This window comes from Allobosea sp. NPDC055594 (genome assembly GCF_053618995.1).
Window position 1 is genome coordinate 183,595 of the sequence record NZ_JBSHIO010000006.1, and the last position, 18,616, is coordinate 202,210.

The 18,616-nt window shown below is 67.1% G+C and carries 18 protein-coding genes; 9 read left to right on the plus strand and 9 right to left on the minus strand.

From position 1 onward, the window contains the following. Window positions 1-84: 84 nt before the first annotated feature. Genes ACWGRX_RS14445 through nrdR form a run of 3 tightly spaced genes read right to left on the minus strand, consistent with a single transcriptional unit; the run spans window position 85 to window position 2,364 of the window. Window positions 85-732 carry a riboflavin synthase gene (locus ACWGRX_RS14445; protein ID WP_291647893.1) on the minus strand — a complete coding sequence of 216 codons (648 nt, stop codon included), beginning with the start codon at window positions 730-732 and terminating at the stop codon, window positions 85-87. Continuing rightward, entirely contained in the window at window positions 732-1,862 is a 1,131-nt protein-coding gene (ribD, locus tag ACWGRX_RS14450; RefSeq protein ID WP_452118100.1) for a bifunctional diaminohydroxyphosphoribosylaminopyrimidine deaminase/5-amino-6-(5-phosphoribosylamino)uracil reductase RibD, read from the minus strand. The genes ACWGRX_RS14445 and ribD overlap by 1 nt, the downstream gene beginning before the upstream one ends. Beyond that, the gene (nrdR, locus tag ACWGRX_RS14455) at window positions 1,855-2,364 is read right to left on the minus strand and encodes a transcriptional regulator NrdR (protein ID WP_291640114.1); all 510 of its coding nucleotides are present in this window, start codon (window positions 2,362-2,364) and stop codon (window positions 1,855-1,857) included. The genes ribD and nrdR overlap by 8 nt, the downstream gene beginning before the upstream one ends. Window positions 2,365-2,637: 273 nt before the next feature. Here nrdR and ACWGRX_RS14460 point away from each other — a divergent pair, with 273 nt between their 5' ends. After that, window positions 2,638-3,588 (plus strand): hypothetical protein, encoded by a 951-nt coding sequence (locus ACWGRX_RS14460; RefSeq protein ID WP_452118101.1) that lies wholly within the window; start codon window positions 2,638-2,640, stop codon window positions 3,586-3,588. A 23-nt stretch (window positions 3,589-3,611) separates the two neighbouring features. On the opposite strand, the gene glyA is transcribed toward ACWGRX_RS14460, so the two are convergent. The 5 genes from glyA to ACWGRX_RS14485 all read right to left on the minus strand — a co-directional run bounded on the left by glyA (window position 3,612) and on the right by ACWGRX_RS14485 (window position 9,113). After that, window positions 3,612-4,913 (minus strand): serine hydroxymethyltransferase, encoded by a 1,302-nt coding sequence (gene glyA, locus ACWGRX_RS14465; RefSeq protein WP_452118102.1) that lies wholly within the window; start codon window positions 4,911-4,913, stop codon window positions 3,612-3,614. 465 nt (window positions 4,914-5,378) lie between these two features. After that, the gene (locus ACWGRX_RS14470) at window positions 5,379-6,620 is read right to left on the minus strand and encodes a L,D-transpeptidase family protein (RefSeq protein WP_452118103.1); all 1,242 of its coding nucleotides are present in this window, start codon (window positions 6,618-6,620) and stop codon (window positions 5,379-5,381) included. Between the two features lie 268 nt (window positions 6,621-6,888). Continuing rightward, window positions 6,889-7,401 carry a transcriptional regulator LdtR gene (gene ldtR, locus ACWGRX_RS14475; protein WP_452118104.1) on the minus strand — a complete coding sequence of 171 codons (513 nt, stop codon included), beginning with the start codon at window positions 7,399-7,401 and terminating at the stop codon, window positions 6,889-6,891. A 207-nt stretch (window positions 7,402-7,608) separates the two neighbouring features. Next, window positions 7,609-8,055 (minus strand): DUF6163 family protein, encoded by a 447-nt coding sequence (locus tag ACWGRX_RS14480; RefSeq protein WP_291647884.1) that lies wholly within the window; start codon window positions 8,053-8,055, stop codon window positions 7,609-7,611. After that, window positions 8,052-9,113 carry an enoyl-CoA hydratase/isomerase family protein gene (locus ACWGRX_RS14485; protein WP_452118105.1) on the minus strand — a complete coding sequence of 354 codons (1,062 nt, stop codon included), beginning with the start codon at window positions 9,111-9,113 and terminating at the stop codon, window positions 8,052-8,054. Before ACWGRX_RS14485 ends, ACWGRX_RS14480 begins: the two co-directional genes overlap by 4 nt. 202 nt (window positions 9,114-9,315) lie before the next feature. Here ACWGRX_RS14485 and hemB point away from each other — a divergent pair, with 202 nt between their 5' ends. The 8 genes from hemB to ACWGRX_RS14525 all read left to right on the plus strand — a co-directional run bounded on the left by hemB (window position 9,316) and on the right by ACWGRX_RS14525 (window position 16,874). Then, entirely contained in the window at window positions 9,316-10,374 is a 1,059-nt protein-coding gene (gene hemB / locus ACWGRX_RS14490) for a porphobilinogen synthase (protein ID WP_452118106.1), read from the plus strand. A 138-nt stretch (window positions 10,375-10,512) separates the two neighbouring features. After that, window positions 10,513-11,847 (plus strand): branched-chain amino acid ABC transporter permease, encoded by a 1,335-nt coding sequence (locus ACWGRX_RS14495; protein ID WP_452118107.1) that lies wholly within the window; start codon window positions 10,513-10,515, stop codon window positions 11,845-11,847. Between the two features lie 21 nt (window positions 11,848-11,868). Next, a complete protein-coding gene (locus ACWGRX_RS14500) occupies window positions 11,869-13,122 on the plus strand; it encodes a threonine ammonia-lyase (protein WP_452118108.1) in 1,254 nt (417 codons plus the stop codon). 121 nt (window positions 13,123-13,243) lie between these two features. Beyond that, complete coding sequence (locus tag ACWGRX_RS14505; protein ID WP_291640132.1) at window positions 13,244-13,717, plus strand: RDD family protein; 474 nt, start codon at window positions 13,244-13,246, stop codon at window positions 13,715-13,717. Between the two features lie 71 nt (window positions 13,718-13,788). After that, window positions 13,789-14,535, plus strand: coding sequence for an arginyltransferase (locus tag ACWGRX_RS14510; RefSeq protein WP_291640134.1), 747 nt, complete (start codon window positions 13,789-13,791; stop codon window positions 14,533-14,535). A gap of 181 nt (window positions 14,536-14,716) precedes the next feature. Continuing rightward, window positions 14,717-15,364, plus strand: coding sequence for an RraA family protein (locus ACWGRX_RS14515; protein WP_291640135.1), 648 nt, complete (start codon window positions 14,717-14,719; stop codon window positions 15,362-15,364). Continuing rightward, complete coding sequence (locus tag ACWGRX_RS14520; RefSeq protein ID WP_291640137.1) at window positions 15,364-15,678, plus strand: UxaA family hydrolase; 315 nt, start codon at window positions 15,364-15,366, stop codon at window positions 15,676-15,678. The genes ACWGRX_RS14515 and ACWGRX_RS14520 overlap by 1 nt, the downstream gene beginning before the upstream one ends. Further along, complete coding sequence (locus tag ACWGRX_RS14525; RefSeq protein WP_452118109.1) at window positions 15,675-16,874, plus strand: UxaA family hydrolase; 1,200 nt, start codon at window positions 15,675-15,677, stop codon at window positions 16,872-16,874. The genes ACWGRX_RS14520 and ACWGRX_RS14525 overlap by 4 nt, the downstream gene beginning before the upstream one ends. A gap of 6 nt (window positions 16,875-16,880) precedes the next feature. On the opposite strand, the gene ACWGRX_RS14530 is transcribed toward ACWGRX_RS14525, so the two are convergent. After that, window positions 16,881-18,584 carry an OpgD/OpgG family glucan biosynthesis protein gene (locus tag ACWGRX_RS14530; RefSeq protein ID WP_452118110.1) on the minus strand — a complete coding sequence of 568 codons (1,704 nt, stop codon included), beginning with the start codon at window positions 18,582-18,584 and terminating at the stop codon, window positions 16,881-16,883. Window positions 18,585-18,616: the final 32 nt, after the last annotated feature.

The following is an 18,616-nucleotide window of genomic DNA, read 5'->3' on the forward strand; positions in this document are numbered from 1 at the left end:
AAGCATGGTCCAGAGCGCGCTGGACCATCCTTCGAGACGCCGCTGCGCGGCTCCTCAGGATGAGGGCTGAGGCAGGACCGGCTCTTAGCCCTGCCCGCGCGCCTCCGCAAGCCGCGCGGCATACCGCGCCATCAGATCGACCTCGACATGAACGCCGTCCTCCTGCTTGCGCTGCCCCCAGGTAGTGACGCTGAAGGAATGCGGGATCAGCAGGACGGTGAACACGTCGTCCTCGACGGTGTTGACGGTCAGCGAGGTGCCGTCGAGGCAGATCGAGCCCTTGGCCGCGATGAAGCGGGCGAGGCCCTGCGGCGCGCGGATATGGAAGCGCGCTGTCGCGCCCCAGGGTTCATCCGGATCGGGCGCGATGGCGTCGACCTTGATGATCCTGCCGACGCCGTCGACATGGCCGGTGACCAGATGGCCGCCGAGTTCGTCGCCCATCTTCAGCGAGCGCTCGAGATTGATCGGCGTCCCGACATCCCAGTCGCCGACCAAGGTCTTGGACAGCGTCTCGGCCGCAGCCTCGACCTGGAAGACGCAGCCCGGCTCGCCATCCTCGCGCGGGCTCAGGGCGGTCACGGTGAGGCAGACGCCGGCGCAGGCGATCGATGCGCCGATCTCGATGCCCTCTGCCTCCCAAGGGCAGGAGATGGCGAGCCGCTTCAGGCTCGGCCCCATCTTTCGCGCCTGGGTGACGGTGCCAATGGCGGTGACGATGCCGGTGAACATCAGGCAATCCTCGTGAAGTGCTGGAAACGGTCCTGGCCGATGATCCCGGCTTCGGCGATGGCGTACATCTTGGGATCGGCGAGCAGCGCCGCAAGGCCCGGCCGCACGGCGACGACGCCGGCTTCGCCGAGCACGATCGGCGAGGTCGAGAGGATGACCTCGTCGGCAAAGCCGGCCAGCGCCAGCCTTTCACCGATGGTCGGCCCGCCCTCGGAAAAGACCCGGGTGATGCCGCGTGCCGCGAGCAGCCGCAGCGCCTCGCCGAGATCGAGATGGCCGTCGGCGGCGCGTCCGACGCGCATCACCTCAACGCCGGCGGCGACGAGGCGCGCCTCGGCCTCGACCGGCGCGTCCTCTGCCGCGATCACCCAGACCGGCACCTCGCCGGCGCCGCGCACCAGCTGGGAATCCAGCGGCAGGCGCAGATTGGAATCGAGCACGACCCGGACCGGCGAACGGATCTCCAGCCCGGCGAGCCGCACGGTCAGGAGTGGATCATCGGCAAGGACGGAGCCGATACCGAGCATGATCGCGTCGTAACGGGCACGCTCGCGGTGAACCCATTCACCGGCTTCCGGACAGGAAATCCTGATGCGGGCCCGCCCTGCCCCACCGGCGAAGCCGTCGGCGGTACGCGCCACCTTGAAGGTCACCATCGGCCGGCCCTGCGTGACGCGCAGCACATGGCCGCGATGGCTGCGCTGCGCCTGATCTTCGAGCACGCCGGTGACCACCTCCACCCCGGAACTGCGCAGGAGTGCATGGCCGAGCCCGGCGATGCGGGGGTTGGGATCGGCCATGGCCGAGACGACGCGGCGCACGCCAGCGAGCAGGGTGCGCTCGACGCAAGGGGTGCCGCCGCGCAGGGTCCGGTGCGAGCAGGGCTCCAGCGTCACATAGAGCGTGCCCCCTGCCGCCGCGGAACCGGCCTGCTCGAAGGCCATCGCCTCGCCATGCGGTCGGCCGCCAGGCTGAGTGTGGCCGGCCCCGACGACGACCGGTCCCTCCGGCCCATTACGGGTCACCACGGCCCCCACCGATGGGTTCGGCCAGGTCTGGCCGAGGCCGCGCGCACCGAGCTCCAGCGCCTGGCGCATGAAGGCGCGGTCGATCTCGTCGCGATCAGACATCGTCGCGCGGCCTGGCCCCTTCGCCGACGGGCTCGGCTTCGCCCTCCCCCTCATCGCTGCTGAGCTGGCCGAGCAGCTCCTCGAAATCTCGGGCCTCGCGGAAATTCCGGTAGACCGAGGCGAAGCGGACATAGGCGACGTCGTCGAGCGATTTCAGCCCTTCCATCACCAGCTCGCCGATGGTCGAGCTCATGATCTCCGCCTCGCCCGAACTTTCGAGCTGGCGCACGATACCGTTGACCAGCCGTTCGATACGCTCGGGAGCCACGGCGCGCTTGCGCAAAGCGACCTCGATCGAGGTCTGCAGTTTGTCACGATCGAAGGCGGTGCGCCGGCCCGAGCGCTTGACCACGGTGAGCTCGCGCAGTTGCACCCGCTCGAAAGTGGTGAAGCGGCCCCCGCAATCCGGGCAGACGCGCCGGCGCCGGATCGAGGCGTGATCGTCGGTCGGCCGCGAATCCTTCACCTGGGTGTCGAGCGAGCCGCAATAAGGACAGCGCATACCTTGGGCCTCGAGGGTTGCTTGAGGGACAATACCGTCCGCGGCCCTTCCTTGCCCCAGCCATGCCGTCGCAGGCCAGCGAAAAACGACCGGGCGGCGGCAAGGGGGCAAGCGCAATATCGCATGGCGCTATGGCCGATGAAGGGAAACGCCTCGCAAAAAAGACGCAGGGCGAACTGCCTTCTCATGCCAAGATGGAGCCTGCGACCCGCATGCCCTTCACCGTTTGCGCTGCCTGCCGATCCCCATCGCTCGCCAATCGGAGTTTAGCAGATGTCCAACGACACTACGGGCGACGCCTTCGGCGGCCTGGTCGTGCTGGCGTTCGACCTTCTCGACAGCGAGATCCACAGGTCTCCCGAACGTCTCGCCGAGATCCTCAAGAGCCCGGTCGTGCTGGCGACCGCCCAGAAGGGGCTCTTGAGCTTCGCGAATGCCAAACTCAAGAGCCAGACCACCCAGCTCTCGCCGGACGACATCCAGAAACTCCGCTCGATCGGCGACGATGTTCTGTCCAAGGCCGCCGACGAATACTTCAAGCAGATCAAGAAATCGTCGGCGTACAAATCCCTGGAGAAGCAGGTCGATGCCTTCAAGCAGGCGGCCGGCTCGTCAGCGCTCGGCGTCTGGGTCGATCAGCACAAAGGCGTCGTCTATGTCGTCGGCGCGGCGCTCGCGCTCGGCGCAGGCGCGGCACTGTTCGTCACCAAGCCGAACAGCGGAGCGGTGACGCTCGGCCTGCAGCAGCTGGAGAAGCTGCAGTTCGAGGTCGTCAAGCTCGGCGCGCTGAAGCTCGGCGTCGGCGGCATCGTCTTCGACCCGACGGCCGAACTCGTCGGCGCCAAGCTGACAAGCAAGCTGAAATGGGACAGGCTGAAGCTCGATCTCTCGCTTCAGGTGGTGACCAGATCTGCGGCCATCGACAAGGTGGAAGGCGAGGTCATGGTCAAATACGGCTCCTTCGACCTCACCGGCATCGTCAAGAAGGACGTCAGCAAGCCGACCGTCGATCTCAACCTCAAGCTCAGCGCGACGGAGGATCACTTCAACGTCGCGGTCGCCGCACAGGTCAAGGACGGGCAGTTCGGCGGCAGCGCCGCGGCCGGATACAAGGTCACGAAGGGGCTCGACCTCAGCGCGGAACTCAGCCGGACCGGCCGGGGCGACGCGCCCGGCGGACCGGAGAACCTGTTCATGATCAAGCTGACCGGGACGTTCCCCTAAAGATCGCCCCGGCCGGAGCCTGCTCAGTAGATCGGGAAGCGCGCCGTCAGCGCCTGCGCCTTGGCCTTCACCGCCTGCTCGACCGCGGCGTTGCCCTCTTCGCCATTCGCAGCAAGCCCATCGAGCACCTCGGCGATCAGCTCGCCGACGCGCTGGAACTCGGCGACGCCGAAGCCGCGCGAGGTCGCCGCCGGGGTGCCCAGGCGGATGCCGGATGTGACCATCGGCTTCTCCGGATCGAAGGGGATGCCGTTCTTGTTGCAGGTGATGTGCGCGCGTCCCAGCGCGGCCTCGGCGGCCTTGCCGGTGATCTTCTTCGAGCGCAGGTCGACCAGCATCAGATGGTTGTCGGTGCCGCCGGTGACGAGGTCGAAGCCCTTGCTCTTCAGCGTCTCGGCCAGCGCCTTGGCATTGGCGACGACGGCATGGGCATAGGTCTTGAACTCGGGCTGCAGCGCCTCGTGGAAGGACACGGCCTTGGCGGCGATGACATGCATCAGCGGCCCGCCCTGCAGGCCCGGGAACACCGCCGAGTTGATCTTCTTGGCGATCGCCTCGTCATTGGTCAGCACCATGCCGCCGCGCGGGCCGCGCAGGGTCTTGTGCGTGGTGGTGGTGACGACATGAGCGTGCGGGAACGGCGAGGGATGGGCGCCGCCGGCGACGAGACCGGCGAAATGCGCGATATCGACCATGAAATAGGCGCCGACCTTGTCGGCGATCTCACGGAAGCGGGCGAAATCCCAGTGGCGGGCATAGGCCGAGCCCCCGGCGACGATGAGCTTCGGCTTGTGCTCGACCGCGAGGCGCTCCATCGCGTCATAGTCGATCTGCTGGTCGACGACGCAGACGCCGTAGGGCACGACCTTGAACCACTTGCCCGACTGGTTGACCGGCGCGCCATGGGTGAGATGGCCGCCGGCGGCGAGGTCGAGCCCCATGAAGGTGTCGCCGGGCTGCATCAGCGCCATGAACACAGCCTGGTTGGCCTGACTGCCGGAGTTCGGCTGGACATTGGCGAACCCACAGTCGAACAACCGGCAGGCACGCTCGATCGCCAGCTTCTCGGCGATGTCGACGAACTGGCAGCCGCCATAATAGCGCCGGCCGGGATAGCCCTCGGCATATTTGTTGGTCATCACCGAGCCCTGTGCCTCGAGCACGGCGCGCGAGACGATGTTCTCGGAGGCGATCAGCTCGATCTCGTCGCGCTGGCGACCGAGCTCGAGCTCGATGGCACGGGCGATCTCGGGATCGCGATCGGCGAGCGAAGCGGCGAAGAAGGAGTTCGAGAGATGCTTCTCGGGGGCGGCGTCACGGCTCATGGTCTGCTCCATCGACGCGCCGCCTGCGGCCGGCACGGTGCCGACCCGAGGCGCGTCCGTTTGGCTTGGTCGCGAGGCCGGCGCAACCCTTGCCCGGCGCTGGCGCGTGCTTAGACCATGCCCGGCAAAAGGGGAATGCGGTTTTGTCGCCGTAGAGGCGCAACCGGTGCGTGCCGTCGTCGCGTCAGAAGAGTCCGCTACAAGCGCCGTCGCAATTTCGCCGCCTCAGCGGCGGAACCATGGCGAAGTTCGGGCGTTGCTCATCCAGCGGCGGAGGCGACCATGGGCTTCGGACTTCTCGAAATCGCGATCGTGATGAGCTGCATCTCGATCCTCGGCTACATCATCGCCGACAATTTCGTCTGACGGCGGGATCGAACGCGCCGAAGAGAACACTGACAACAGAAAGGGCTCCCGGACAGCTGTCCGGGAGCCCTTATCAACTGGACGGCAGGAAAGACCTGCTCAGATGTCCTGCTCGCCCTGGAGGCGGGCGACCGGGACCGGGCCGAGCCCGTCCTTGTTGTAGATGTCCTCGCGGAACTGCACGCCGCCATCGGGCGTCGCCCAGGCGGTGATGTAGACCCAGTAGCAGGGTACGGGGTTGGCGATGCGGGCGTTGATGCGCTCGCCGGACTGGATCGTCTCGTCGATCTTGGCGCGATCCCAGCCGGGGGTCTCCTTCAGCAGGAAGGTGATGTAGTCGCGCACGTTCTGGACGCGGATGCAGCCCGAGGAGACGAAGCGGAAATCGTCGCCGAAAATGCCCTTGGCCGGCGTATCGTGCATGTAGACGCCATGCGGGCTGGGGATATTGATGCGCACGAAGCCGAGCGAGTTGAACTCGCCGCCCGGATCCTGGCGGAAGGTGTAGCGCGTCGCCTCGTCCGAGTTCCAGTTGACCCGCTCGGGCGCGATCTCGCCGCTCGGGCCGATGATGCGGATCCGGTTCTCGGTGAGATAGCCCGGCTGCTTGCGCATCATCGGGATCAGATCCTTGCGGATGATCGAGGCCGGCACGGTCCAGGTCGGGTTGAAATTGACCTCGGGAATCTTGGTCTGCAGCAGCGGCGACTGGCGATCGGCCTTGCCGACGCCCGCGGCGTGGCGGGTCGCGACATGGCCGTTCTCGACGGTCTCGATCGCAGCCGCCGGGATATTGGCGACGACGTAGCGGTTGCCGAGATTGCCCGACCAGGTGCGCAGCCGGACGACGTTGGTCTCGAGCTGGCGGATACGCCGCTCGATCGGCACGTTCAGCGCGTTCAGGGTGGCGCGGTTGACGCTGCCGGTGGTCGACAGGCCCATGCGTGCCTGGAAGCGGCGTACCCCGCCCTCGACATAGGAATCGAAGACATTGCTGGTTCCGACCGACGCATCGAGATCGCCGGTGATGATCAGGCGCTGGCGCAATTGCACGACGCCCTGCCCCTTCGAGCCCACGGCGAGACGATCACCGACCTGCAGTACCGGCCAGCCGCCGCGCGCGGCGAGATCGCGATAGTTCGCGATCGCCTGCTCGGTCGCGGCGAGCGCCGCCGGGGACAGCATCGGGGTAGAGGAGCGCAGCACCACATTGCGGGCGCCCGCATCGTAGTTCTGGCGCCATTCGGCCTGCTGGGCGAAAGCCGGCAGGCTGACGCCGGCGGCGGCGCTCGAAAACAGGGCCAGCACCGTCTCGCGACGCGTCAGGCTGATATGCGGCATCGATCGTACCCCTCGGACTTCGCAGTCAACATAAAGCGGGACGAAATCCGCCCCTTCAGCACGGCCGGGCCGCGCTGGTTGCTGGGGACGATCCCCTACCACAGTTAACACGCTATGATGAGAGCGGCATTTTTGGGGCGACGTTGCGTCGCGTTCAATTGTGCTTGATCGGTGCCGGGCTATCGCCGGCAGTCGCAGCGGCGCACCCCGGCCCTCCGGCCGGGGGGATTTGCGGATCGGACGGCAGCGCGCGGCCGGCCGCGCGGCCTCAGAGCTTGTAGCGGATCTGGTCGGTCCAGAAGCGCTCGAGACGCAGCAGGGCGTTGTTCATGCGCTCGAAATCATCGGTCGCGATGCCGCCGATCTGCTCGACCGTGCGAACGTGCTTGTCATAGACGCCCTTCACCAGGTTGTGCACCTCGTGGCCCTTCTCGGTCAGGCTGATGCGCACCGAACGCCGGTCGATCCGCGAACGGGCATGGTGCAGGAAGCCGAGCTCGACCAGCTTCTTGACGTTGTAGGACACGTTCGAGCCGAGATAGTAGCCGCGGGTCCGCAACTCGCTGGCGCTGAGCTCGGCATCGCCGATATTGTAGAGCAGCAGGGCCTGGACGCTGTTGACGTCGTCGCGGTTGCGACGCTCGAATTCGTCCTTGATGACATCGAGCAGACGCCGATGCAGGCGCTCCACCAAGGTAAGCGACTCAAGATAAAGCGGCTTCACCTTGAGTTGAACTTCCTCTGACACGGCCGGAGCCGCAGTCTTTACGTTGGTTTTCATGGTATATCCCGCCTGTTGTATACCGGCCAGGATTTGTCTCCCGGTCCGCTTCTGAGAGACACCATAGGGAGGGCGGATGAAAACGAGTTTAAATATCAGGATGAATCAGGGATTTACCCATTTGGGTGAATGCGAAATGAACCGCAAATCCCTTAAGCTAAAGCGTTTCTTACCATGGCCACTCGCATTCGAGCGGCCGCGGCGCGTTCAGTCCTCCTGGTTTTCGGCCGCCCAGGTCGCGACGAAATAGGCCAGCATCAGCATGACATAGCTGCCGATCAGCACCGGCGAGAGCGGCAGCCAGCGCGGGAAGAAGAAGCCGAGCAAGAGCTGGCTCATCGCCGCCAGCAGCCAGAGCACGCCGCCCCAGGTCGCGGTCAGCCAGAGGCCGACGGCGGCTACGAGATCGAACACCGCAAAATAGACGGTGATCGCCTGGAAGGTCAGCGGACGTGCTTCGAAGGGGGGGACGGCATCGGCGCCGAGACCGAGGATCACGGCCCATTGCAGCAGCCCCTTGGCCATCCAGGCGACGGAGAGCAGGCGCAGCAGCCAGACCAGCATCGTCCGCCAGCGCCTGCCGCCGGACTTGCCCTCACCGGCAGCGCCGCCGGACTGGCTGCGCAGGACATCGCTCTCGCGCGTCAGGCTCACGCCGGGCGGCCCAGCACGAGCTCAGTCGCCCCCAGCGGCGCGAAATGGGCCTCGACAGCGGCCGGATCAAGCGCCTCGATGCTGGCCGGCTGCCAGACCGGAGCCTGGTCCTTGTCGATCACCACCGCCCGGACGCCCTCATAGAAATCCTGACCATGGGCGATACGCGAGACGATTCGGAACTCCAGCGCCATGGCTCCGGCGAAATCGAGGGATGCACCGCGGCGCATCTGCTCGAAGACGATGGCGACACTGGTCGGCGATTTCGCCCTGATGATGGCGAGCGCCTTGGTGGCGAAGGCGTCGCCTGCGGCGGCGCCCGCCTCCAGACGCGCGAGAATGCCGGCCAGCGTCGGCGCGCCGAAAGCGGCGGCCATGGCCTGGCGCTCGGCGAAGAGCTTGCCAGGCGCGACCGGCTGCGCGAAGGCGGCGAGGATCTCGTCGACCGGCGCGGTTCCGGTCAGCGCCTCGGCGAGTTCGCCCATGCGGGCCGAAGCGGCGGCGTGCGTCGCCAGACCGAAGGCCAGCGCATCGCCCTGGCCGACACGGTCACCGGTCAAGGCGAGGTAGACGCCGGCGGCATCCGGCAGGCGCGGCAGCGCGAAGGTCGCCCCGACATCCGGGAAGAAGCCGATGCCGACCTCGGGCATGGCGAAGAGATAGCGCTCGCCGGCGACGCGATGGCTGCCATGCAGCGAGATACCGACGCCGCCGCCCATGACGATGCCGTCGATCAGCGAGATATAGGGCTTGGGATAAGCCTTGATCCGCGCATTCAGGATGTATTCCTCGCGCCAGAAGGCGAGCATCTCGTCCTGCCGGCCGGCCTTGCCGAAATCGTGGAGGGCGCGAACGTCGCCGCCGGCGCAGAACGCCTTCTCGCCGGAGGCGGTCACGACGATGCGGGTCACCGCCGGGTCGTTCTCCCAGGCGTCGAGCGCGCGCGCAAGCTCGCGCACCATGCCATGGCTCAGCGCGTTGAGTGCCTTGGGACGGTTGAGCAGGACGAAACCCGCCGCACCGCGCCGCTCGCAGATGATCTCCTGGTCCTGCGTCATGTCCGAAATGCCATCCTGCTGTCGCTTCCGGTTCTGGAAGCCGTGGCCGGGCTTGTCAACGCGAGGCGGCGGACACCCCGCCCGGGCCTGGGCGCACGGCGCGACACGCCGGGCCGGCATGCGACGCCAGTACCTGTTTTGGAATGGTTCCGATGTGCTAAAGCAACGCTCAAGACTGCCGTCGGGCAGGTTGGAGGCGTTCATGGCATCTCGGGTTGTGCGGTCCTTTCCCGCCCCGCAAGCAAGACTGGTCGAGGCCCCGACCTCGACCTCCCTCGGCCTCACCCGCCGCTTGCGCCGCAACCGCAAGGCCGACTGGTCGCGCCGCCTCGTGCGCGAGAACCTGCTGACGGTCGACGACCTGATCTGGCCGATCTTCCTGATGGATTCGCGCGAAGCGCGCTCCCCCGTCGCCTGGATGCCCGGCGTCGACCGGCTCAATATCGACGAGGCGGTGCGACAGGCGGCGGAGGCCGCGGCGCTCGGTATCCCGGCCATCGCGCCCTTTCCCTTCGTCGAGCGCGAATTGCGCGACCCGACCGGCTCGGAAGCGCTGAACAGCCGCAATCTGATGTGCCGGGCGGTGAGGGCGATCAAGGCGGCGGTGCCGGAGATCGGCATCATCTGCGACGCCGCGCTCGACCCCTACACCTCGCATGGCCATGACGGCGTCATGGACGGTGAGAAGGTGCTGAACGACGCCAGCGTCCATATCCTGACGCAGCAGGCCCTCGCTTTGGCCGAGGCCGGCGCCGACGTCATCGCGCCCTCCGACATGATGGACGGGCGCGTCGCCGCGATTCGTGCCGAGCTCGACGGCGCCGGGCTCGAGGACGTCCAGATCATGGCCTATGCGGCGAAATACGCCTCGGCCTATTATGGCCCGTTCCGCGACGCGATCGGCACCAATGCCACGCTGATCGGCGACAAGCGCACCTATCAGATGGACCCGGCCAATTCCGACGAGGCGATCGCCGAGGTGGCGCTCGATCTCGAGGAAGGCGCCGACATGGTGATGATCAAGCCCGGCCTGCCCTATCTCGACGTCGTGGCCCGGGTGAAGGAGACCTTCGCGGTACCGACCTTCGCCTATCAGGTCTCCGGCGAATACGCGATGATCATGGCCGCCGCCAATAATGGCTGGCTCGACGGCGACAAGGCGATGCTGGAGAGCCTGCTCGCCTTCAAGCGCGCCGGTGCCGACGGGGTGCTGAGCTATTTCGCGCCGAAGGTCGCGCGGATGCTGAAGGAACGCGGCTGAACAAGGGCCGTCATTCTCGGGCGCAGCGAAGCGCAGGCCCGAGAATCTCCTGAAAGAGATGCTCGGGTCGAGCCCGAGCATGACGCTCTACATGAGACATGTTCCGCGCAGCCATGAAGCGCGTTAGCCTCAGCGTCGATGCGCGCGCTGCTCACGTCGATTCTGCTCTGCCTGGCGCTCGCCTCCTGCGGGCAGCGCTTCGACACCGACCAGCGGCGCGCCTGCCGGCTGGCGATCCCGGCGCTTAACCCCGGCGACAGCACGATCGTGATCGAGGGCAGCGGCCAGGGCCCGCGCCCCGGCATATTGCGCATCGTCTACCGGGTCGAGCGCCCCGACCTGCAGCCGAGGCGACGCACCATCGACTGCATCTTCGCCGGCGAGGGCACGCCGCTACCGCGCGGCGCGCTCGCCGGCCTCGCCTCGGACGGGCGCCCGATGACCGATGCGAGCTTCCTGCTGCTGCGGCGCTTCTATCTCGAGAACAAGGCCGATCCGCCGGTCGACCCCGAGGCGACGCCGATCGCGCACCTGCCGCTGCTGCCGCCGGGGCTCGCCTATTTCCTGCAGCAGGCGCTATCCGCCCTGCCCTCGGCCGCGATCTACGCCCTGCTCGCCAGCGCCTATGCGCTGATCTACGGGCTGAACGGCCGCATCATCCTGACCTTCGGCGAATTCTCGGCCCTGGGCGCCGCCGCCGCCGTGGTCGGCGTCGCCGTGGTCTTCTCGCTCGCGCCTTCGACCCCGGCCTCCGGCCTCGCCATCGCCTTCCTGGTCGCCATCGCGGTCAGCGCCATACACGGCTTCGCCATGGGTCGCTTCGTGCTGCGCCATCTCGACAAGGCCAATGGCCAGCAGGTGCTGATCGCGACGATCGGCCTCGCCATCGCGCTATCCGAGTATCTGCGCCTCGCACAAGGTGTCGAACTGCGCTGGCTGCCACCGGTGTTCAACGAGCCGCTGCCGCTGGCCCGGGCCGAGAACTTCATCGTCACGACCACGCCGGTCGGGCTCGCCATGACGACCGGTGGATTAGCTGCGGCGCTGGGACTGATCCATTACCTGCGCCGCTCCGCCTATGGCCGGGCCTGGCGGGCCGTGGCGGACGATGCCCGCACCGCCGCCCTGTTCGGCGTCGATGCGCGCGCCGTGCACGACCGGGCGGTGATCATCGCCTGCGCGGCCTGCGGCGCGGCCGGCGTGATCGTCACGGTGATCTATGGCGGCATGGGTTTTTCCGGCGGCTTCACGCTCGGCCTCAAGGCGCTGGTCGCGGCCGTGCTCGGCGGCATCGGCTCGGTTCCGGGCGCCTGCCTCGGCGGGCTCGCCATCGCCGCCTTCGAGATGGCGTGGTCGACGGCGATGCCGCTCGAACAGCGCGACATCGCCGTCTATAGCTTGCTCGCCGTGACGCTGATCCTGCGTCCCGGCGGCTTCTTCGGCGATGGCGCGCTGTCGCCGCGCCAGGTCTGAAAAGCGCTCCGGGGGGAAAACGTGGCAGAGACCGCATTCGCCGTCAGCTTCGCCGATGTCGAGGCCGCAGCGCGCACCATAGAGGGCCATGTGCTGAGGACGCCGCTGATGCCGGCGCCGCGCCTATCGGCCCTGACCGGGGCCGAGATCCTGGTCAAGCACGAGAACATGCAGGCCACCGCCTCGTTCAAGGAACGCGGCGCGGTCAACAAGCTGCTCAGCCTCTTCGACGAGGAGAAGCGCCGCGGCGTCATCGCGATGTCGGCCGGCAATCACGCCCAGGCGGTCGCCTATCATGCCAGGCGCTTCGGCATTCCGGCGACGATCGTGATGCCGGAGCCGACGCCGCTGGTGAAGGTCGAGAACACCCGCGCCCATGGCGCCGAGGTCGTGCTCTTCGGCGAAACATTGTTCGAAGCCGCCGAGCAGGCCCGCAAACTAGCGCAGGAGAAGGGGCTGGTCTTCGTCCACCCCTATGATGATGCCGCGGTGATGGCCGGCCAGGGCACGGTCGCGCTCGAAATGCTGCGCGAGGCTTCGGATCTCGACGTCCTGCTCATCCCGATCGGCGGTGGCGGGCTGATGGCCGGCAATGCGGTCGCTGCCAAGGCGCTGAAGCCGGGCATCGAATTGATCGGCGTCGAGGCGGCGCTCTACCCCTCCTTCCACAATGCGCTGCACGCAGCCGAGCTGCCGATCGGCGGCGCGACGCTGGCCGAGGGCATCGCCGTCAAGACGGTCGGCGTGCAGACCCTGCCGATCGTCAGGGCGCTGGTCTCAGACATCGTGCTGGTCGGCGAAGACCTGATCGAGCGCGCCGTCAACGCCTATGCCTGCCTGCAGCATACGCTCGCCGAGGGCGCCGGCGCGGCTGGGCTCGCAGCCATGCTGCAGCAACCCGAGCGCTATCGCGGCCGCAAGGTCGGGCTCGTTCTCACCGGCGGCAATATCGACACGCGGCTGCTCGCCGCGATCATGGTGCGCGAGCTCGAACGCGAGCAGCGCATCGCCGCCTTCCGCCTGACCGCCAGCGACCGGCCGGGCCTGCTCGGCAAGGTCGCGAGCCTGCTCGGCGCGCTCGGCGCCAACATCCTGGAGGTCAGCCATGGCCGGCTCTTCCTCGACGTCCCGGCCAAGGGCGTGACGCTCGACGTCACCGTGGAGACCCGCGACGAGCACCATACCGCGGCAATCGAGCAGGCGCTGTGCCGGGAAGGCTTCGCGCCTCGGCGCATCTATCCGCGCGGCCAGGAGCCCGGCCCCTCCGGGCCGTGAGGTCGCCTTGCAGTCTTCGGCATCCCACTTGCGGAACCGGGTAACCGATCAAACATTGTTGGAGCGGGCGCCAATTCCGATCAGCAGCCTGCCCGCACGGACAAGGAAGGTCGACCACCAAATGAGCCAGCCCTCTTCCTATCGCCAGCAGCCCCTCCCGTTGGAGGAGCGCCCGGTACAGGATACGCGCGGCGTGCTCGGCTCGCGGCTGTTCGCCTGGATCGGCGACGTCGTCATCCTGTTCTTCCTGACCTGGATCGTCCTCGTCCTGCTCGGCATCCTCGGCATCGTCACCTTCGGGCTGACGTGGCTCCTGATGGGCGGCGCGACCATCGGCGTCGCGCTCGGCTACGCCGCCATCACGATCGGCGGCCGCAAGCAGGCGACGTTCGGCATGCGCATGGCGGGCCTTCGGGTAGAAACCGCCTCCGGCGGGCGCCCGGATGCGCTGGCAGCCGCCGTGCACGCGCTGTTCTTCTATGTCGCGGCCGGCACGGTCGCGCTCTGGTTCCTCGACATCCTCTGCGGCCTGGCGCGCTCCGACCGGCGCCTCGGTCACGATCTGCTGACCGGCCTGGTCGTAGTGCGCGCCTGAACCGCGCAGCGCTTGTTGCCGGCGTCGTGGGTGCTACACTCGCAGCACGCGATTGACGGAGCCCTTCGAACGTGACGCGCCCCCTGCGGGATGCTCCGCAATTCTATCTGACCTCGCCGACGCCCTGCCCCTATCTGCCGGGCCGCGAGGAACGCAAGGTGTTCACCCACCTTGTCGGCGGACGTGCACGCGATCTCAACGACGTGCTCTCGCAGGGCGGCTTCCGGCGCTCCCAGAGCATCGCCTACCGCCCGGCCTGCGAGACCTGCCGGGCCTGCATCTCGGTCAGGATCGTCGTCGACGATTTCCGGCCATCGCGCAGCTTCCGCAAGGTGCTGTCCCGCAACAGCGACCTGATCGGCGAGGCGCTGCCGCCGCAGCCGCGCTCGGAGCATTACTCGCTGTTCCGCACCTATCTCGACGTGCGCCATCCCGAAGGCGGCATGGCGACGATGTCGGCGCTCGATTTCGCCATGATGATCGAGGACACCCATGTCGAGACCAGCCTGGTCGAATATCGCCGGCGCGGGCCCGATAGCGGCTTCACCGGGCGCGGCCAGGGCGATCTCTTCGCGCTGGCGCTGACCGACCGGCTCAGCGACGGACTCTCCATGGTCTATTCGGTCTATGATCCCGATCTCGAGCTGCGCTCGCTCGGCACCTTCATGGTGCTCGACCATGTCGAGCGCGCCCGCAAGCTCGGCCTGCCTTATGTCTATCTCGGCTATTGGGTCGATGGCTCACCGAAAATGGCCTATAAGGCGCGCTTCCTGCCGCAGGAGCGGCTGATGCCGCAGGGCTGGGAACGCGTCGGCTGATCGCCGAGCGGCACCGACGCCGGAAAGGCGGGAGCCATGTCTAGCGCCGGCCCGTGAGTATCTAAATCGTTTGAGATGCACGACCGGGCTGCAGAACGAGCACTTGCCCATGCGGGCGGCAACGGGCGATAGCTAGCCGCGAGGGCCGCCGCCCTCTCAGGCGGCCCGTATTGGAGGAAATATGGTCGACCAGCTGACCGAGCGCCTTGAGCGCTGTTACACCGGCGTAATTCACGACATTCTTCGCGAAATGGGGCTGAAGGACTTCGTCCTGCCGTCCGAACTGCGCCCGCTTCTGCCCGGAACCAAGCTGGCGGGTCCGGCCTTTACGCTCGAAGGCAAGACCGGCGAGTTCGACGCGCATGAGACGCTGCTCGCCTGGACCGGCCTGCTCTCGCGCGCCAAGCCCGGCCATGTCTGGGTCTGCCAGCCCAACACCGAGGGCTGCGCGCTGATGGGCGAGCTCTCGGCCGAGACCCTGAAGAACAAGGGCGTGCGCGGCTGCGTCATCGACGGCCTGGCCCGCGACACCGAGTTCATGATCGACATGGGCTATCAGGTCTACTTCAAGGCCTATACGCCGCGCGACATCGTCGGCTTCTGGCAGCCCAAGGCGGTCGAAGAGCCGATCAAGATCGGCGATGTCTGGATCCGTCCGGGCGACTTCATCCTGGGCGACCGCGACGGTGTGGTCCGCATCCCCGCCGAGATCATCGAGGAAGTGCTGACCAAGTCCGAGACCGCGATCACGGCCGAGAACAAGGTCCGCACCGCAATCCTCGCCGGAACCGACCCCCAGCAGGCCTATCTGCAGTTCGGCAAGTTCTGATGAGCCACGACCCGCGCCTGATCCTGCTCGATCCCCGCGACAACGTCTTCGTCGCGCGCACCCGCCTGCCAGCCGGCGAGGCGATCGAGACCGGGGCGGGCGCGGCGACGCTCGACCGCGATGTGCCCCTGGCACACAAGGTCGCACGCCGGGCGATCGCGCCCGGCGATAAGATCCTGAAATACGGCGCGCCGATCGGCGTCGCGACGGCCGCGATCGCACCCGGCCAGCATGTCCATGTCCAGAACATGCGAAGCGACTACACGCCGACCCATCATCTCGAAGACGAGCGCGAGGCTGGAGCAACCCGATGACCGAGCTCAGGGGCTATCTGCGCAGCGATGGCCGCAAGGGCATCCGCAATGTCGTGACAGTCGCCTATCTCGTCGAATGCGCACATCACGTAGCCCGCGAGATCGCCCTGCCCTGGCGCGAGAACGAGGTCCACGCCATCGGCTTCCCCGGCTGCTACCCGAACCCTTACGCCGAGCGGATGATGGAGCAGCTTTGCACCCATCCCAATGTCGGGGCGGTGCTGCTGATCTCGCTCGGCTGCGAGAGCTTCAACAAATACGCGCTGGAGCGCGTCGTCCGCGCCACCGGCCGGCCGGTGAAGACGATCGTCATCCAGGGCACGGGCGGAACGCGCGCCTCGATCAAGGAGGGGCGCGCCTGGGTCGAGGAGCAGCGCACCCTGCTCGACGAGACCGAGACCGTTCCTATGGCGGTGAACGAACTGGTGATCGGCACGGTCTGTGGCGGCTCCGACGGCACCTCCGGCATCACCGGCAACCCGGCGGCCGGCCGCGCCTTCGACCAGCTCATCGCCGAGGGCGCTGCCTGCATCTTCGAGGAGACCGGCGAGCTGATCGGCTGCGAGCACATCATGGCGGCGCGCGCGATCACGCCCGAGCTCGGCGCCGAGCTGGAAAAATCCGTCGCCAAGGCGGCGCGCTATTATGCGACGCTGGGTTATGGCTCCTTCGCCGCCGGCAATGCCGAGGGCGGGCTCTCGACCATCGAGGAGAAGTCGATGGGCGCCTATGCCAAATCGGGGGCATCGCCGATCTCCGGCCTGATCAAGCCGGGCGACATCCCACCCAAGGGCGGGCTCTATCTTCTCGACGTGGTACCGGATGGCGAGGTCCGCTTCGGCTTCCCCAACATCAACGACAATGCCGAGATCGCCGAGCTGATCGCCTGCGGCGCGCATTGCGTGCTGTTCGTCACCGGCCGTGGCTCGGTCGTCGGCTCGGCGATCTCGCCGGTCGTGAAGATCTGCGCCAACCCCGAGACCTATCGCCGGATGAGCGACGACATGGATGTCGATGCGGGCCGCATCCTCGAAGGACGGGCGAGCCTCGACGAGGTCGGCACCGAAATCCGCGATCTCGTCGTCTCGCTGGCGCAGGGCGTGCGGACCAAATCCGAAGAGCTCGGCCATCAGGAGTTCATCCTGACCTATAAGAGCTTCGAGCCGCTCGGCCCGGCCTGTCTGCCGGCCGCCTGAAGCGCCTCAGCCACCGCTGGCAGCGGGCGGAGCAGCAGAGCCGCCGCTCGCAGGAGCCGACCAGTTGGTGGTCCAGGTCTCCGTCAGCGAGCGCAGGGACGTCCGCAGGAAGAGGCGCAGATCGGTGCTTTCGCCGGGGCGCAGCGCCACATCGACGATGGCCCGGAAGCCTTTTGCCGCGAAATTGGGAGCCAGGATCGTGCTGGTGACGGCCCCGGCCGATACCGAGGCGACGGCTGTGACGCGCTTGGGATCACTCAGGTAGAACTCGAGGTCGCCGGCGTTGAAATCGACGATGAAGCGCTTGCGGACCAGCCCCGCAGCGGTATCCGGCACATCGTCGGCCGCAAAACTGCTCTGGACCTGCCCCATGGCGTGCAAGGTCTCTGTCGTCGAGACGCTCGTCATCCGGTAGTTCAGCTCGGTCTGGCGCCCCGGTTCGAGCGGCGTCTTCGGAGTCCAGCAGCAGACGATGTTGTCGAACTCCTCGCCCTGGGTCGGGATCTCGATCAGATCGACGCGCCCCTCGCCCCATTCGCCGACCGGTTCGATCCAGTAGCCCGGCCTCGCATGGTAATGCGCCTCGAGGTCCTGATAGTGGCCGAACTCCCGATCGCGCTGGATCAGACCGAAGCCGCGCGGGTTCTTGTCCTGGAAGGAGGAAATGGTCAGCGCCTTCGGGTTGCGCAGCGGTCGCCAGATCCATTCGCCGACGCCGGTATGGAGCATCAGCCCGTCGGAATCGTGGATCTCGGGACGGAAATCCGTGCGCTGCTCGCGGTCGCCCTCGCCGGCCAAGAACATCGAGGTCAGCGGCGCGATGCCGATGCGCTGGATCGGCTTGCGCGGAATGATCGTCGCCGTCACCGCAACACTGGTCTGGGGTCCGGGCGTGACCACGAAACGGAAGGCGCCGCTGACCGAAGGGGAATCGACCAGCCCGTGGATCACCAGATCGAGGCTTTCCGGCTTTGGCCGCTCCAGCCAGAGCGAACGGAAGAATGGAAACTCCTCATCCGCCTCGCCGCCGACATCGAGAGCGAGCGCCCGCGCCGACAGGCCGTAGCGATGGCCACGCCCGAGAAAACGGAAATAGCTGGCGCCGAGGAAGGAGATCACCTCGTCCTGCAGCTTCAGGTCGTTCAGCGTCGTCGTGACCGAAAAGCCGGCAAAGCCCAGCGAGACCGGCAGCTTCTGCGGCACAGGCGCCTTGCCGAATTCGAACAGCGCCATGTTGTACGGAAGCGGAATTGCATTGCCGTTCGAGACGACATGAATCTGGACGGGCCGGTCGTGCAGGAAGCCGAGATGGAACAGTTGCAGACGGAAATCCGCTCCGTCCTGCTGCCAGAGCGCCTTGTCGCGACGAAACCTGATCTCGCGATAGCTGTCATAGGTCAGCGCCTTCAGCGCGTCAGGGATATCGGGCTGCGTATCGTCGAAGGGCCGCTCGGCGAGTATCCGGGCTTGATTGACGACCTCGGCGTAGCTGAAACTGCCCTGGCGCGGCGTCCCCGGCACCGGAGCATCCGGTGCGGCTCCGCCCGGCGGATTGGCGGCATTCTGGGCCAGGGCAGGCCCGGCGAGCGCCGCGCTCGAAGCCAGAAGGGCGAGAACCGAGCGGCGCGAAGGCGGGATGACGGCCGCCTGCCGACGAGGCGGCTGGGAGATGACGGGACGAATCTTAGGGTCTCGGGAGGAGAAGTTCACGCAAGGCTCCGGGCAAGTATCCTTCTGTCGCC